Here is a 14,678-nt window from a genome sequence, read left to right as displayed (position 1 = left end):
ATGCTCAAGCCCATCCTGCTGGTGGAAGACAACCCCCACGACCTCGAGCTCACGCTCATCGCGCTGTCGAAAAGCCAGCTGGCGAACGAAGTCGTGGTCGTGCGCGACGGCGCCGAGGCGCTCGACTACCTGAACCGGCGCGGCGAGTTCGCCGAGCGCCCGGTCGGTAACCCGGCCGTGATCCTGCTCGACCTGAAGCTGCCGAAAGTGGATGGATTGGAAGTGCTGAAGGCGATCCGCGAGACCGAGCTGCTCAAGCCGATTCCTGTGGTGATGCTGACCTCGTCCAAGGAAGAGCAGGACGTGATCCGCAGCTACGCGCTGGGCGTGAACGCCTACGTGGTCAAGCCGGTGGACTTCAACGAGTTCGTGCGCGCGATCGCCGATCTCGGCATCTTCTGGGCCGTGCTGAACGAGCCGCCGCCGGGATCGCGCCGCTACGTCAAGCCCAAGTGAGCTTCGTCCGCCGCCTTGCCCACGCCCCTGGCTGAAGCGCGCCGCGCGCCGCGGCGCAGCAGGTGGCGGATGCGCGCGCTGAGCGCATCCGGATGATAGGGTTTCTGCAGCAGGTGCACCGAGGCATCCAGCTTGCCCTCGTGCGCCAGCACCCCTTCGGCATAGCCCGAGGTGTACAGGATCTGGGCGCCGGGCAGGCGCTCGCGCACGATCTCTCCCAGTTGCAGGCTGCTCACCGGTCCCGGCATGATCACATCGGTGAACACCAGGTCGATATGGCGGCCGCTGTCGATGATCTCCGCCGCACTGGCGGCGTCGCCCGCCTCCAGCACCTGGTAGCCGAGCGCGGACAGGATGCCGCAGGTCGCGGAGCGCACGTCGTCCTCGTCTTCCACCACCAGGATGGTTTCCAGTCCCCCGGCCAGGAGCGGCGCATGTTCGGGCTCGTCCGCAGCCGGCGCCGCGTCGCTGCGCGGCAGGTAGATCGACACCGTGGTGCCGCGCCCCGGTTCGCTGCGCAGGACGATCTCGCCGCCGGACTGCTTGACGAAGCCATAGGCCATCGCCAGTCCCAGGCCGGTGCCCTGCCCGGTCGGCTTGGTCGTGAAGAAGGGCTCGAAGGCGCGCTGCATCACGTCGGGCGGCATGCCCTTGCCGGTGTCGCTCACTTCCAGCACCACGTAGTCGCCGCGCTGCACTTCTGGAGGCAAGGCGCTGCGGCCGTCGTCGCCGTAGGCGTTGCGCGCCGTGATGGTCAGGGTGCCGCTGCCGGCCACGCTGTCGGACATGGCGTCGCGCGCATTGATCGCCAGGTTCAGCAGCACGTTGCCGAGCTGGTTGGGATCGACCGTCACGCTGCCCAGGTCGGGAGCGATCTCGGTGAGCACGCGGGCGCCCGGCCCCAGGACGCGGCGCATCATGTCGTCCATCTCGCGCAGCAGGCTGCCGGGATCGATCACCACCGACTGCAGCGGCTGGCGCCGCGCGAACGCGAGCAGGTGGGCGGCCAGCTTGGCGCCGCGCTCCACGCCGTTGAGCGCCATCTCGACGCGGGTGCGCCCGGCGTCGCTCATGCCGCCGATCAGCTTGAGCAACTGGAGGTTGCCGCCGATGATCTGCAGGACATTGTTGAAGTCGTGGGCCACGCCCCCGGTCAGCTGGCCGATCGCTTCCATCTTCTGGGCCTGGTGCAGGGCCGACTGGCTGGCGGCCAGCTGTTCCTGGCTCAGGCGCAGCGAGGCGAAGGCCTGGTCGCGCTGGCGCCGCGCGCTGCAGGCGCCGCTGTGGTAGCGCACGCGCGCCACCAGCTCGCGCGCATCGGGCCACTTGACCAGGTAGTCGTTGGCGCCCACGGCGAAGGCCTTGGCCTTGATGTCGGGATCGTCCTCGGACGAGAGCAGGATGACGGGAATGTCTTCGGTCTCGGGATCGGCGCGCAGCCTGGCGGTGACGTCGAAGCCGTCGAGCCCGGGCATGCGCAGATCGACCAGCACCACCGTCGCCTTCAGCTCGCGCGCCACCTCGACGGCGCGCGCCGGGCTCGATTCGTAGCACAGCGTATGCTTGATGCAGCCCTCGAGGCCGTGGGCGATGATGTCCTGCGCAAACGGCTCATCGTCGATCAGCAGCACGGAGCAGGTGGAGGAATCGTCATCGATCATTGCAACGGCATCGCTTTCAGGGCACGGGGTATGCTGGGTGTTACCAGATTCTTACCAAATCTGTTGCAAAATGGTAAGCGTTAATTCTACACCATTAACTTGTCACAAGTACCGGCCCATCCGTGGCGTGCGCGGTATTGACAGGCGCTACCTTGCAAGGCCTGCGGACGCCTCCATCTGGAGGAGGAGCCAACGAGTCGGAGCACGCATGAGCGACGAGCTGTGCCCCTTGTGCGGGAGGCCGCTGGGAACGGAGAACATCGACCGCCACCACCTGGTCCCGAAAACCTTCAAGGGCAAAGAGCAATTCCCGATACACAAGATTTGCCATCGCAAGATTCACTCGGCATTTACCGAGCGGGAACTGTTGAATACATACCATACCTGGGAAGCCTTGCGCGCACACGAGGACATCCGGTCCTTCATCGCCTGGGTGGCGAAGAAGCCGCCGGGCTTCTACACTCGTACCTATACGGCCAACGACAAGAAGCGGCGCCGCTGACGGGACTGCCCGGGAGGACGAGGCATGGACATCGACTGGGAACACTTTACGCCCTGGATGGCGCTGGCCGGAGGCGTCCTGATCGGACTGGCGAGCGCCGCCTTCCTGCTGCTGAACGGGCGCATCGCGGGCATCAGCGGCATCCTGGGCGGCTTGCTGCGCCCCGCCCCGGGCGAGCGCGCCTGGCGCCTGGCCTTCCTGGGCGGGCTGGTGGCCGCGCCCCTGCTCTACGGACTGCTTGCACCGCTGCCGCCCGTTCGGATCGACGCCGGGCTGCCGGCCCTGCTGCTGGCCGGCCTGCTGGTCGGCATCGGCACGCGCTACGCCGCCGGCTGCACCAGCGGCCACGGCATTTGCGGGCTGGCGCGCGGCTCGCCGCGCTCGCTGGCCGCCACCGCCGCCTTTACGGGCGCCGGTTTCGCCACCGTCTACCTGCTGCGCCACATCCTTGGCTGAGGCGCATGAACGCTCTCACCGCATTGTTTTCCGGCCTGGTGTTCGGCCTCGGCCTGGTCGTGTCCGGCCTGAGCAATCCGGCCAAGGTGCTCGGTTTCCTCGACCTGGCCGGCCGCTGGGATCCCTCGCTCCTGTTCACCATGGGCGCCGCCCTGCTGGCGGCGGCCCCGGCCTATGCCCTCGCCAAGCGCCGGCGGCGCAGCCTGCTGGGCGAACCGCTGCGGCTGCCGTCCGCCACCGCCATCAGTCGTCGTCTGGTGCTGGGCAGCCTGGTGTTCGGCATCGGCTGGGGCATCGCCGGCTATTGCCCGGGTCCGGCCCTCGCCTCGCTTGCTACAGGCGGCTGGAAGCCCCTGCTCTTCGTCGCAGCCATGCTGGCGGGCATGGCCGTGTACGAACTGGCCGAACGCAGGAAGCATTAATCGCCGCCCTGGCAGTTTTTCCTTGACAAGGAGAGCGGCAGAATATTTCATCTTGGGCAAGTTCAACTTCGGGGCCCGCTTCCCGGTTCATCATTTGCCCATGCACTTCCACGACTACCTGCGCCATGACGCCACTTCCCTTGCCGCTCTCGTTGCCGAGGGCGCCGTCACGCCGCAGGCGCTGCTGGACACGGCGCTGGCGCGCCACGCCGCCGTCCACGGCAGGCTCAACGCCGTGTGCCGGCTGATGGAGGATGAAGCCCGGGCCCGGCTCCAGGGCCCGCTGGCCGGTCCCTTCGCCGGCGTACCCTTCCTGATCAAGGACGGCCTGCAGGATTACGCGGGACTGCCCACCACCAACGGCAGCCGTTCGATGCGCGGCTACGTGCCGCGCGAGCATGCGGCCGTGGTGCGCCGCTACCTCGATGCCGGCCTGGTCGTGTTCGGCAAGACCAACCTGCCGGAGTTCGCCTTGAAAGGCGTGACCGATCCGCTGCTGTCCGGCCGCACCAGCAATCCCTGGAACCTGGACCATACCCCGGGCGGCTCGAGCGGCGGCGCGGCCGCGGCGGTGGCCGCGGGCATCGTGCCGATGGCGGCCGGGAACGACGGCGGCGGCTCGATCCGCATTCCTGCCGCCTGCTGCGGCCTGTTCGGGCTGCGCCCCTCGCGCGGCAGGGTGTCGGCCGGGCCGCATGCCGGCGAGATCTGGTTCGGCGCCTCGAGCGAAGGGGTGCTCTCGCGCAGCGTGCGCGACAGCGCGCGCGCCCTCGACCTGCTGCAGGGCGCCGAGCCGGGCGATCCCTTCGTGATCGCGCCGCCCGCCGCACCCTACGAGGAACTGATGCGGCGCGCGCCCGGCCGCCTGCGCATCGGCTTCAGCGCCGCCTCGCCGATCGGGGCCGAGGTGCATCCGGAAGCGGTGGCCGCGGTGCGTCACGCGGCCAGGCTGCTGGCCAGCCTGGGCCACGAGGTGGAAGAAGCGGCGCCCGAGATCGACGGCGCGGCCCTGGCCAAGAGCTACCTGCACATCTACTTCGGCCAGGTCCCGGCCATCGTGGCGCGCAACAAGGCCCTCGGCATCGAGGGCGGCGAGGTCGAGCCGATGACCCGCCTGCTGCTGACGCTCGGCAGGGCGACGAACGCGCCCTCGCTGACCGAGCAGCTGGCGCAGTGGAATACCTATGCGCGGGCGCTCGGGCGTTTCCACCAGCGCTACGACATGCTCCTCACGCCGACCCTGGCCCATCCTCCAGTGAAGCATGGCGCGGGCGACCTGCCCGCCTCGCAGCAGGCGATGCTGGGCTTCCTGCAGCGCAGCGGCGTGCTGGGACTGCTGGCGCGCCTCGGCCTGCTGGACGCCACGGTCGACGGCATCGCGCGCGACAACCTGCGCTACGTGCCTTTCACCCAGCTGTCGAATCTCACCGGCACGCCCTCGATGTCGGTGCCCCTGCACTGGACGGCCGACGGCCTGCCGCTGGGCGTGCAGTTCGTCGCGCCTTTCGGACGCGAAGACAGCCTGCTGCAGCTGGCCGCCCAGCTGGAACAGGCCCAACCCTGGTTCGAGCGGCTGCCGGCCATGACCCGGGCATGAGGCAGGCATGACGCATGACCCGGCCTTCGCGCTGCGCTTGCGCGACCTGGCGCGCCTGCGCCGGGTGCGCGACCGCATCGACCGCGACTACATGCAGCCGCTGAACGTCGAGGAGCTGGCGCGCGGCGTCCACATGTCGGCCGGGCACCTGAGCCGCCAGTTCAAGCTTGCCTACGGGGAGTCGCCCTATTCCTACCTGATGACGCGGCGCATCGAGCGCGCCATGGCCCTGCTGCGGCGCGGCGGCATGAATGTCACCGAGGTCTGCTTCGAGGTCGGCTGCTCCTCGCTCGGCACCTTCAGCACCCGCTTCACCGAACTGGTCGGCGTGCCGCCCAGCGTCTACCGCAGCAGCCAGCCGCCCCAGGCCCTGGACGGCATCCCGCCCTGCGTCGCCAAGCAGGTGACGCGACCGATCAGGAATCAAGAAGCGCCGCTTGACCCGCCCGGCTAAGCTGGCGTCTCCATCCACCTGAAAGAGGCTCACACCATGGACATCTCCATCCACTCGACCTTCCTCCCGCACCAGGACGCGGAAACCTCGCTCGCCTTCTACCGCGACGTCCTCGGCTTCGAGGTGCGCAAGGACGTCGCCTACGGCGCCATGCGCTGGATCACCGTCGGCCCCGTCAACCAGCCCGGCACCTCGATCGTGCTGGCGCCGGCCGGCGTGGCGCCGGGCGTCACCGACGAGGAGCGCCGCACCATCGCCGAGATGATGGCCAAGGGGACTTATGCGATGCTGCTGTTCGCCACCCGCGACCTGGACGCCGTGTTCGATCGCCTGCAGGCGCGTGAGGCCGATATCGTCCAGGAGCCGACCGAGCAGCCCTATGGTGTGCGCGACTGCGCGGTGCGCGATCCGGCCGGGAACATGCTGCGCATTCAGCAACTCCGCTGAGCTTGTTGTTGCCAAAATGAACAGTTACACTGGGGCACGACCATTCTTCCGGAGTGCCCCAGATGTCCCTGTACAAACTGCTTCCGATCGCCGCTCTCCTCCTGGCCGGCGCCGCTTCCGCGACCCCGGCCAATGACCCGGCGCACGCCAAGGCGCGCGAGCTGCTGGAGCGCACGGTGAACATCCCGACCACGCCCGGCAGCCCCAAGCTGATCGAGATGGCGAACTACCTGGCGGGCGAATACCGCAAGGCGGGTTTCCCGGAGGCCGACATCAAGGTCATGCCCTACGAGAAGGTGGCGGCCCTGATCGTACGCTGGCGCGCGCCGAACCCGAGCGCGCGGCCGATCATGCTGATGGCCCATATGGACGTGGTCGAGGCGCGCCGCGAGGACTGGGGCGACACGGACCCGTTTGTCTTCACCGAGAAGGACGGCTACTACTATGGCCGCGGCACCAGCGACATCAAGCAGGGCATCGCGGCCACCTCGGCGGCGCTGATGAAGCTCAAGGCCGAAGGCTTCCAGCCGACGCGCGACATCATCGTGTTCTACACCGGCGACGAGGAAACGGTCAGCCATGGCGCTGAACTGGGCGCGACCGAATGGCGCAATCTGCTCGACGTCGAATTCGGCCTCAACGCCGACGGCGGCGGCGGCGCCTTCGCCCCCGACGGACGGCCGCTCGGCTTCTCGCTGCAGTCGGCCGAGAAGACCTACGCCACCTATACCTTCACCGTGCGCAACCGCGGCGGGCACTCGTCCAAGCCGCGCGCCGACAACGCCATCTATGCCCTGGCGAACGCCCTCGCGCGCCTGGAGAAATACCGCTTCACGCCGGTGATGAACGAGACCACCCGCGCCTATTTCGCCGGCCGCGAGAAGACCGAGCGCGGCGCCCTCGGCAACGCGATGCGCGCCTGGCTCAAGAACCCGAAGGACGGCCGCGTCGCCGACCTGATCGAGGCCGACGAAGGCGAGACCGGCCTGACCCGCACGCGCTGCGTGGCCACCCGCCTGGCCGGCGGCCATGCCGACAACGCCCTGCCCCAGCTGGCCACGGCCACCGTCAACTGCCGCATCATGCCGGGCGTCTCGCCCGATGCGATCAAAGTCGAGCTGGAAAAGATCGCGGCCGACAAGAACGTGGCCGTGACCCGCAACGACCAGGCCGTGTCCTCGCTCGACTCGCCGCTGCGCGCCGACGTGGTGAATGCCTACACCGACGCGGTCAAGGCGCGCCACCCGAACTCGCCGGTGTTCCCGGAAATGAGCGCCGGCGCCAGCGACGCCAACCCCTTCCGCATCGCCGGCATCCCGATCTATGGCGTCGACGGCTCCTGGGGCATCGTCCCGACCGACATGCGCGCGCACGGGCGCGACGAACGGCTGCCGGTCAAGGCGCTGGACGACGATGTCGACCACTGGGTGTTCATGCTGCGCCGCCTGGCGGGCAAACCCTGAACCGGTGGCGGACATGGCGCTTGACCTCGACCTAAGTTGAGGTTTTACACTGCCGCCATGTCCATTCCCTGAAGGAGTTCGCACAATGATCGACCTGTCCTGCTACTTCGACCTGATCGGCTACCGCCACGAGGGCAAGCCCGGCATCGCGGCCCTGAAGGCGCTGCAGCTGCGCCATACCCACACGCTGCCCTTCGAGAACCTGAACCCGCTCACCGGCCTGCCGGTCAGGCTGGACATCCCTGCGCTGCTGGACAAGTTCACCCAGGGGCGCGGCGGCTACTGCTACGAGCACAACCTGATGTTCGGGCATGCCCTCGCCAGCCTGGGTTTCGCGACCCGGCCGCTGGTGGCCCGCGTGCGCCTGAACGTGCCGCAAGAGGTGATCACGCCGCGCACCCACATGCTGGTGCTGGTCGAGGCCGAAGGCGAAACCTGGATCGCGGACACGGGCTTCGGCCGCGCCACGCTCACCGCGCCGCTGCGCCTGGCGCCCGGGCTCGCGCAGTCCACGCCGCATGGCGAGTACCGCGTGATGGACGACCCGGCCGGCTACCGCCTGGAAGCCCGGCTCACGGGCGACTGGGAGCCGCTCTACATCTTCGAGATGGCGCCCGCCTACCAGCCGGACTTCGAGATGAGCAACTGGTACGTCTCGACCAACCCGGCCTCGCATTTCACGCGCGACCTGGTGGCCGTGCGCACCACGGCCGGCGGACGCCACGTCATCAACAACACGCGCTACAGCTTCTATGGCCTGGACGGCGCGCCGAGTACCCGCCAGCTCGAGAGCGTGGACGAGATCGTCGGGCTGCTGGAGACGGAATTCGGCATCGTCACCGCGGGCGTTCCCGGCCTGCGCGCGCGCCTCGGCGGCATCGTCGACAAGGCCCGCGCGGCTGGCTGAAAACTAAGCAGGACCCGGGCCACGCGCGGCTCTTTGGCAGGCCGCATTGGCCAGGTCGGCGATGGGCGACAGGATGGCGGGGTCGAATTCCTCGGCCGGTTCGCCCGCGCGCAGGCGGCGCGGCCAGTCGGCGTGCGTCAGCGCGCCGCGGCCCAGCGACACCAGGTCGGCTTCGCCGCCGTCGAGCAAGCCGGCCGCGCGCGCGGGATCGTGCAGCGAACCGTTGGCGATCACGGCCAGCCCGGCATGCCGTTTCGCCAGCGCGGCCAGGCTCGGGCCGCTGCCGAAGGCGCTCTTCCAGGCTTCGAATTCGGTGGTGTGCAGGTAATCGACCGGCAGCCTGCCGAGCGCGCCGAAAATGGCCGCCGCATCGGCTTCCCCGCCGGCCCATTTGTGCTCGAAATCGTTGACCTTGGCCTGCGAAATGCGCACGCCCACCGCGAAATCGTCGCCCACCGCATTGCGCACCGCTCCCGCCACCTCGAGCAGAAGCTGCAGGCGGCGTTCGAGGCTGCCGCCATAGCGGTCCTCGCGCAGGTTGATTCCGTCGCTCAGGAACTGGTCGAGCAGGTAGCCGTTCGCGCCGTGGATCTCGACGCCGTCGAAGCCGGCCTCGCGCGCCCGCGCCGCCGCGTCGGCAAAGCCGCGGATCGCATCCAGGATGTCCGCCTCGGTCATGGCCTGCGGCAGGCGGTAGGGGCCGTTGCCGCGGTAGAAATGCATCTGTTGCCCCTTCGGGCGCACGACGGAGGGGCCGCGCGTCTCGCTGCGGTAGGGATTCCCTTGCGACAGCGCGCCCGCATGCATCAGTTGCGCGACGATGCGCGCCCCGCCCGCGTGCACGGCGCGCACCAGCGGCGCCCAGGCGTCGCGCTGCACGCCGTCGGACAAGCCGGGCTGGTACAGGTAGCCTTGCGAGTAGGCCTTGTCGGTATAGATCCCTTCCGTGATCACCAGGCCGAAGCCGCCTTCCGCGAAGGCGCCGTAGTAGGCCTGCATCTCGGCAGTGGCGGAGCCGTCGGCGGTGGCGCTGACGCGCGTCATCGGCGCCACCGCGAGACGGTTGGGCAGCACCAGGCGGCTAATCGCGAAGGGTTCGAACAATTGCTGGTGCGGCGCGCAGCCGCGCAGGTCGCTTGCACCCATCTCAGCGCTCCCCGCCGGCGCGGACGGCGGCGATGGCCTCGATCTCGATCATCGCCCTGGGATCGTACAAGGCCTTGATCTCGGCGATGGTGTCGGCCGGATAAGGCGCGGAAAAGAAGCGGCGGCGCAGTTCCACGACCTCGCTGAAATTGCCCATGTCGGTCACAAAAATCGTGACCTTGATGACGTCCTTCAGGCTGGACCCGCCCGCTTCGAGCGCGCGGGCCAGGTTGGCGAAAGCCTGTTCGCCCTGGGCGCGAAAACCGCCGTCGACGATCTTGCCGTCGTCGCCCGCGCCGGCCTGGCCGGAGATGAACAGCAAGTCGCCGAATTTGATGCCCTGCGAGAGCAGGAAGGGTTCGTAGTTGTCGGGTTGGGTGATGACGCGCTCAAACATGATGGACTCCTTGGATGAATGCCCCTGGACCTGTCCCATGGGGCGATAGCGGAACGATAGGCCTCGCTCCTCGCGTTGACAAACGCGAAGTTGTCAGGCATAAGCTGAATTTATTTCACCTATCGAGCCATGCGGCGACTTCCTCCCCTCTCGGCATTGCGCGCTTTCGAAGCGGCGGCCCGGCGCGGCAGCTTCAAGCTGGCGGCCGACGAACTGGCGGTGACGCCGACCGCGATCAGCCATCAGATCCGCTCCCTGGAGGAGTACACCGGCCTCGCGCTGTTCGACCGGCAGGTGCGCAAGGTGGTCCTGACCGAGGCCGGCCAGGCGCTCTACCCCGTGCTGCGCGACGGCTTCAATGCCTTCGAGATGGCGCTGCAGGGACTGGACAACAGGAAGGCCCGCCGCGTGGTGACAATCTCGGCGACGAACGCCTTCATGGCGCGCTGGCTGGCGCCGCGGGTAGCGCGCTTCCGCCGCCTGCATCCGGACATCGACCTGGAGCTGCATGCCTCGGACCAGGCGGTCGACCTCGGCGCCGACCACGCCGACCTGGCGATCCGCTACGGACGGGGGCCCTATCCGGGCATGGTGACGGAAGCGCTGTTCACCGACCGCTTCGCGCCGCTGGCCAGCCCCGCGCTGGGCGTGGCCGCGCCGGCGGACCTCGGCGCGCTGCCGCTGATCGATTTCAAGTGGAGCCGCCAGCATCCGCTCAATCCGACCTGGAAGAACTGGTTCGCGGCCGCCGGCCTGCCCTGGCGTGCGCCCAAGGGCGGGCTGCGTTTCTCGGACGAGGGGCACGCGATCCAGGCCGCGCTCGCGGGCCAGGGGATCGCTCTGCTCAGCCTCGAGCTGCTGGCGGACGAGATCGCGGCGGGGCGCCTGGTGCAACCGTTCGGCCCCGCGATCCCCGGCCACACCTACCACCTCGTGCGCAGCGCGGGCCACGCGCCGGCGCCGCAGGTCGAGGCCGCGCTGGACTGGTTGCGTACAGAAGCGGCCGGCCACGGCTGAGCATCTAAGCGCTGTCTGCCGAGCCTGGCCACAGTTAGTCTGATTCGTAGGGTGGACGGCTTCGCCGTCCACGCGGTGATAGGTAGAGGCTCCGCTTTCGTGCGGGATGATCTCGACGCAAACTATCACCGCGTGGACGGGGAACCCGTCCACCCTACGAATCGCGTCAACAATCGAGTTATCGCCTCCGGGTTCGGTCAGACAGACCCTAGGCGTCCGGACGCAGCGCCGCCAGCGCCTCGACGGCGCCGATGATCTCCTCGTTCTGCAGGGCCGCGAAGCCGAGCAGCCAGCCGTCCTGCCTGCGCTCGCCCATGTAAAGCGCCGACAGCGAAGGCGTGGCGATGCCGCGCGCCGCCGCCTGGCGCGTGAGCGCCGCCTCGCTGCCCGCCGGCAGGCGCACCGCCAGCTGCAGGCCGCCGGCGCCTGGCAGCGGCGTCATCCAGTCCATGCCCGCCGCGCCCAGCCGCTCGAGCAGCAGCGCGCGCCGGCTGGCGTACAGCAGCCGCATCTGGCGCAGGTGGCGCGCGAAGTGGCCGTGGGCGATGAACTCCGCCGTCACCGCCTGCGCCAGCTGGGCGCTGTGGCCGTCCATCACCGTGCGCGCCTTCACCGCCGGCTCCACCAGCGCGGGCGGCAACACGGCGTAGGCCAGGCGCAGCGAGGGGAACAGCACCTTCGAGAAGGTGCCCAGGTAGATCACGCGGCCATGGCGGTCCAGGCCCTGCATGGCCGGCAGCGGACGCGCATCGTAGCGGAACTCGCTGTCGTAATCGTCCTCGACGATCCAGCCGCCATCGCGCTGTGCGGCCTCCAGCAGCGCCAGCCGGCGTGCGAGACCGAGCGTGGCGCCGGTCGGATACTGGTGCGAGGGCGTCAGGTAGGTGAGCCGCGCCGCACGCGCCGGGACTGCCATGCCTTCGGCGTCGACCGCGGCCGGCAGCAGCCGGGCACCGGCGCTGGCGAAAGCGTTGCGCGCACCGACATAGCCCGGCTCCTCGATGTGCACCGCGTCGCCCGGATCGAGCAACAGCATGGCCAAGAGCTGCAACGCCTGTTGCGAGCTGGTGAGCACCACCACCTGCCCGGCGTCGCAGCGCACGCCGCGCGACTGCGCCAGGTAGCCGGCGATCGCTTCGCGCAGCGGTGCGTAACCCTGCGGGTCGCCATAGCCCATCAGCGCCTCGCCCTGGCTGCGCAACTGGCGCGCCGTGATCTGGCGCCAGGTCTCGACCGGGAAGGCGCGCAGGTCGGGGCTGCCGGCGCAGAAAGCGCGCGGTACGAGCGGGTCACGGCAGCCGCCGGTCCCGACGATGGCGGCGCCGCGGCGCGACAGCGTTGCCGCTGCTTGTGCAACGCGGGCGGGGGCCTGCCAGCCGGGCGAAGCGATGGAGACGACGGTGCCATGGCCAACGCGACGCGTCACATAGCCTTCGGCCTCCAGTTGCGCATAGGCCGCCTCCGCGGTCACGCGCGAGATCGCCAGGTCGGCCGCCAGCACCCGCGTGGCGGGCAGGCGCGCGCCCTGCCCCAGCTCGCCGCGCCGGATGGCGCCGCGCAGGGCCGCACAGACGCGCTCGCGCAGCGGCAGGCCGGGCTGGTCGTGGCTTTGGAACAGGTTGATCCAGAGGGCGGGCGTAGTCTGGGATTCCGGCATTGGTCTTATCGATGACTGGAAATTGGCATCCGCCATCATGCCATGCGCGCCCTAGAATGACAGCGTCCCCAATACAGGAGCCATCCATGTCCATCCCTTCGCTGGTGCTGCAATTCCCCGCCCCCGATCCCGAGCAGAGCGCCGCCTTCATGCAGGCCAAGCTGGCCTACCACACCGACTCCGCCGACCTGGCGCAAGACCTGCTGAACGGGGTCAACGCCATCGTGGTGATCGACACCCGCAGTCCGGACCTCTATGCGGCCGGCCATATTCCCGGCGCGATCAGCTTCCCGCACCGGACCATGGACGACCACAGCACCTCATCGCTCGAGCGCGGCAAGACCTATGTCGTTTACTGCGACGGCATCGGCTGCAATGGCTCGACCAAGGGCGCGTGGAAGCTGGCGCGACTGGGCTTCAAGGTGAAGGAGCTGCTGGGCGGCCTGGACTTCTGGAAGCGCGACGGCCATCCACTGGCCACCGGCATGGAGCCGGGCCGCCTGGGCGCTTCCGCGCAGTGCGGCTGCTGACGCGGCTCAGGCGCCGGCCACCTGCGCCGCGATCGCGTCGCCCACCTCCACGGTAGGCGCCTGCCCGCCCAGGTCGGCGGTGCGCGGCCCCGCGCGCAAGACCTGCTCGACGGCCGCCAGGATGGCGTCGTGCGCGGCGCGCAGTTCCGCGCCCGCATCCGGCGCGCCGGCCAGGAAGTCCAGCATCATGGCGCCGGACCAGATCATCGCCACCGGGTTGGCGATGCCCTTGCCCGCGATGTCCGGCGCCGAGCCGTGCACCGGTTCGAACAGCGACGGGAAGCGCCGCTCCGGGTTCAGGTTGCCCGATGGCGCCAGGCCAATGGTGCCGGTGCAGGCGGGACCGAGGTCGGACAGGATGTCGCCGAACAGGTTGGACGCGACCACCACGTCGAAGCGGTTCGGCTGCAGCACGAAGCGCGCGGTGAGGATGTCGATGTGCTGCTTGTCGACCGCGACGGCCGGGTAGTCGCTGGCGATCGCGTCGGCGCAGCCGTCCCACCAGGGCATGCTGATGGCGATGCCGTTCGACTTGGTCGCCACCGTCAGGTGCTTGCGCGCGCGGGCGTCGGCCAGCTCGAAGGCGTAGCGCAGCACGCGGTCGGTGCCGTGGCGGGTGAAGACCGATTCCTGGATCACCAGCTCGCGCTCGGTGCCGGGGAACATGACGCCGCCGAGGTTCGTGTATTCGCCCTCGGTATTCTCGCGCACCACGAAAAAGTCGATGTCGCCGGGCTTGCGGCCGGCCAGCGGGCAAGGCACGCCGTCGAACAGACGCACCGGGCGCAGGTTGATGTACTGGTCGAATTCGCGGCGGAACTTCAGGAGCGAGCCCCAGAGCGAGATGTGGTCCGGCACGGTGGCGGGCCAGCCGACGGCGCCGAAGTAAATCGCGTCCATGCCGGCCAGCTGGTCCTTCCAGTCGGGCGGCATCATGTCGCCGGTTTTCAGGTAATAGTCGCAGCTGGCCCATTCGAAGTGGGTGAATTCCAGCTGCAGCTTGAAGCGCCGGGCGGCGGCCTCCAGGACCTTGAGGCCTTCGGGGAGGACTTCCTTGCCGATGCCGTCGCCGGCGATGGCGGCGATCTTGAATGGGCGGGTCATGGGGGCTCCTTTCGAAAAAAGGCATGGTACCGCTATTTCATCCACTACTCTGCGCTCCGTCATCCCCGCGAAGGCGGGGACCCAAGTTTGCGTGCAGGACGACAACGTTGATCCTGGCTGCTCAACGGAATTGGGTCCCCGCCTTCGCGGGGATGACGTGCGAACGGTAGGGGCCAAAAGAAACACCGATACGCAGCCCGCCGCGCCAAAAACAAAAGGGCCGCATTCACATGCGGCCCTTCGAATTCTGGCTCCCCGACCTGGACTCGAACCAGGGACCTGCGGATTAACAGTCCGTCGCTCTACCGACTGAGCTATCAGGGAAAAGAGGCCGCATTATAACGGCTGGTTCCGGGTTTGACCAGTGCCGGCTTTCAATAATCGATGGAGCGATGGAAAGCCCCTCTCCCAGCAGGCTGGGTTGACAGCACGCACATGCTAAATGATAATTATTCTCATTAT

16 protein-coding genes and 1 tRNA gene are annotated in these 14,678 nt (G+C 68.8%); 11 read left to right on the top strand and 6 right to left on the bottom strand.

The window, feature by feature from the left end:
• Positions 1 to 456: a response regulator gene (locus tag KBW98_RS08505; protein WP_211519688.1), complete on the top strand. Its 456-nt coding sequence runs from the start codon at positions 1 to 3 to the stop codon at positions 454 to 456.
• On the opposite strand, the gene KBW98_RS08500 is transcribed toward KBW98_RS08505, so the two are convergent.
• Positions 438 to 2,117 carry a response regulator gene (locus KBW98_RS08500; RefSeq protein ID WP_211519687.1) on the bottom strand — a complete coding sequence of 560 codons (1,680 nt, stop codon included), beginning with the start codon at positions 2,115 to 2,117 and terminating at the stop codon, positions 438 to 440. The genes KBW98_RS08505 and KBW98_RS08500 overlap by 19 nt on opposite strands.
• A gap of 208 nt (positions 2,118 to 2,325) precedes the next feature.
• On the opposite strand from KBW98_RS08500, the gene KBW98_RS08495 reads away from it, so the two are divergent.
• The 8 genes from KBW98_RS08495 to KBW98_RS08460 all read left to right on the top strand — a co-directional run bounded on the left by KBW98_RS08495 (position 2,326) and on the right by KBW98_RS08460 (position 8,365).
• A complete protein-coding gene (locus tag KBW98_RS08495) occupies positions 2,326 to 2,619 on the top strand; it encodes an HNH endonuclease signature motif containing protein (protein WP_211519686.1) in 294 nt (97 codons plus the stop codon).
• A gap of 24 nt (positions 2,620 to 2,643) precedes the next feature.
• Positions 2,644 to 3,075 (top strand): YeeE/YedE family protein, encoded by a 432-nt coding sequence (locus KBW98_RS08490; protein ID WP_211519685.1) that lies wholly within the window; start codon positions 2,644 to 2,646, stop codon positions 3,073 to 3,075.
• A gap of 5 nt (positions 3,076 to 3,080) precedes the next feature.
• A complete protein-coding gene (locus KBW98_RS08485; protein WP_211519684.1) occupies positions 3,081 to 3,497 on the top strand; it encodes a DUF6691 family protein in 417 nt (138 codons plus the stop codon).
• Between the two features lie 100 nt (positions 3,498 to 3,597).
• Positions 3,598 to 5,094 carry an amidase gene (locus KBW98_RS08480; RefSeq protein ID WP_211519683.1) on the top strand — a complete coding sequence of 499 codons (1,497 nt, stop codon included), beginning with the start codon at positions 3,598 to 3,600 and terminating at the stop codon, positions 5,092 to 5,094.
• Positions 5,095 to 5,101: 7 nt separating this feature from the next.
• Entirely contained in the window at positions 5,102 to 5,548 is a 447-nt protein-coding gene (locus KBW98_RS08475; protein WP_211519682.1) for a helix-turn-helix transcriptional regulator, read from the top strand.
• 36 nt (positions 5,549 to 5,584) lie between these two features.
• Positions 5,585 to 5,995, top strand: coding sequence for a VOC family protein (locus tag KBW98_RS08470; protein WP_211519681.1), 411 nt, complete (start codon positions 5,585 to 5,587; stop codon positions 5,993 to 5,995).
• A gap of 62 nt (positions 5,996 to 6,057) precedes the next feature.
• Positions 6,058 to 7,458: a M20/M25/M40 family metallo-hydrolase gene (locus tag KBW98_RS08465; RefSeq protein ID WP_211519680.1), complete on the top strand. Its 1,401-nt coding sequence runs from the start codon at positions 6,058 to 6,060 to the stop codon at positions 7,456 to 7,458.
• Between the two features lie 85 nt (positions 7,459 to 7,543).
• Entirely contained in the window at positions 7,544 to 8,365 is an 822-nt protein-coding gene (locus KBW98_RS08460; RefSeq protein ID WP_211519679.1) for an arylamine N-acetyltransferase, read from the top strand.
• A 3-nt stretch (positions 8,366 to 8,368) separates the two neighbouring features.
• Here the strand turns inward: KBW98_RS08460 and KBW98_RS08455 are convergent, their stop codons facing one another.
• Both KBW98_RS08455 and KBW98_RS08450 read right to left on the bottom strand, forming a co-directional pair.
• Positions 8,369 to 9,511, bottom strand: a complete 1,143-nt coding sequence (locus KBW98_RS08455; protein ID WP_211519678.1) for an NADH:flavin oxidoreductase — start codon at positions 9,509 to 9,511, stop codon at positions 8,369 to 8,371.
• 1 nt (position 9,512) lies between these two features.
• Positions 9,513 to 9,908: a RidA family protein gene (locus KBW98_RS08450; RefSeq protein ID WP_211519677.1), complete on the bottom strand. Its 396-nt coding sequence runs from the start codon at positions 9,906 to 9,908 to the stop codon at positions 9,513 to 9,515.
• 129 nt (positions 9,909 to 10,037) lie between these two features.
• Here KBW98_RS08450 and gcvA point away from each other — a divergent pair, with 129 nt between their 5' ends.
• Positions 10,038 to 10,925: a transcriptional regulator GcvA gene (gene gcvA / locus KBW98_RS08445; RefSeq protein WP_211519676.1), complete on the top strand. Its 888-nt coding sequence runs from the start codon at positions 10,038 to 10,040 to the stop codon at positions 10,923 to 10,925.
• Positions 10,926 to 11,133: 208 nt separating this feature from the next.
• Here gcvA and KBW98_RS08440 read toward each other — a convergent pair whose 3' ends face one another.
• Positions 11,134 to 12,582: a PLP-dependent aminotransferase family protein gene (locus KBW98_RS08440; RefSeq protein ID WP_211519675.1), complete on the bottom strand. Its 1,449-nt coding sequence runs from the start codon at positions 12,580 to 12,582 to the stop codon at positions 11,134 to 11,136.
• Positions 12,583 to 12,668: 86 nt separating this feature from the next.
• On the opposite strand from KBW98_RS08440, the gene KBW98_RS08435 reads away from it, so the two are divergent.
• Positions 12,669 to 13,112, top strand: a complete 444-nt coding sequence (locus KBW98_RS08435) for a rhodanese-like domain-containing protein (RefSeq protein ID WP_211519674.1) — start codon at positions 12,669 to 12,671, stop codon at positions 13,110 to 13,112.
• 6 nt (positions 13,113 to 13,118) lie between these two features.
• Here the strand turns inward: KBW98_RS08435 and KBW98_RS08430 are convergent, their stop codons facing one another.
• Complete coding sequence (locus KBW98_RS08430) at positions 13,119 to 14,216, bottom strand: tartrate dehydrogenase (RefSeq protein WP_211519673.1); 1,098 nt, start codon at positions 14,214 to 14,216, stop codon at positions 13,119 to 13,121.
• A gap of 248 nt (positions 14,217 to 14,464) precedes the next feature.
• Positions 14,465 to 14,540 (bottom strand) — tRNA-Asn (locus KBW98_RS08425).
• Between the last annotated feature and the right edge of the window lie 138 nt (positions 14,541 to 14,678).

This window comes from Massilia sp. ST3 (assembly GCF_018119405.1).
Lineage (GTDB): Bacteria > Pseudomonadota > Gammaproteobacteria > Burkholderiales > Burkholderiaceae_D > Telluria.
The sequence above is the reverse complement of the archived record's forward strand: the minus strand, read 5'-3'. Positions and strand labels throughout refer to the sequence as shown.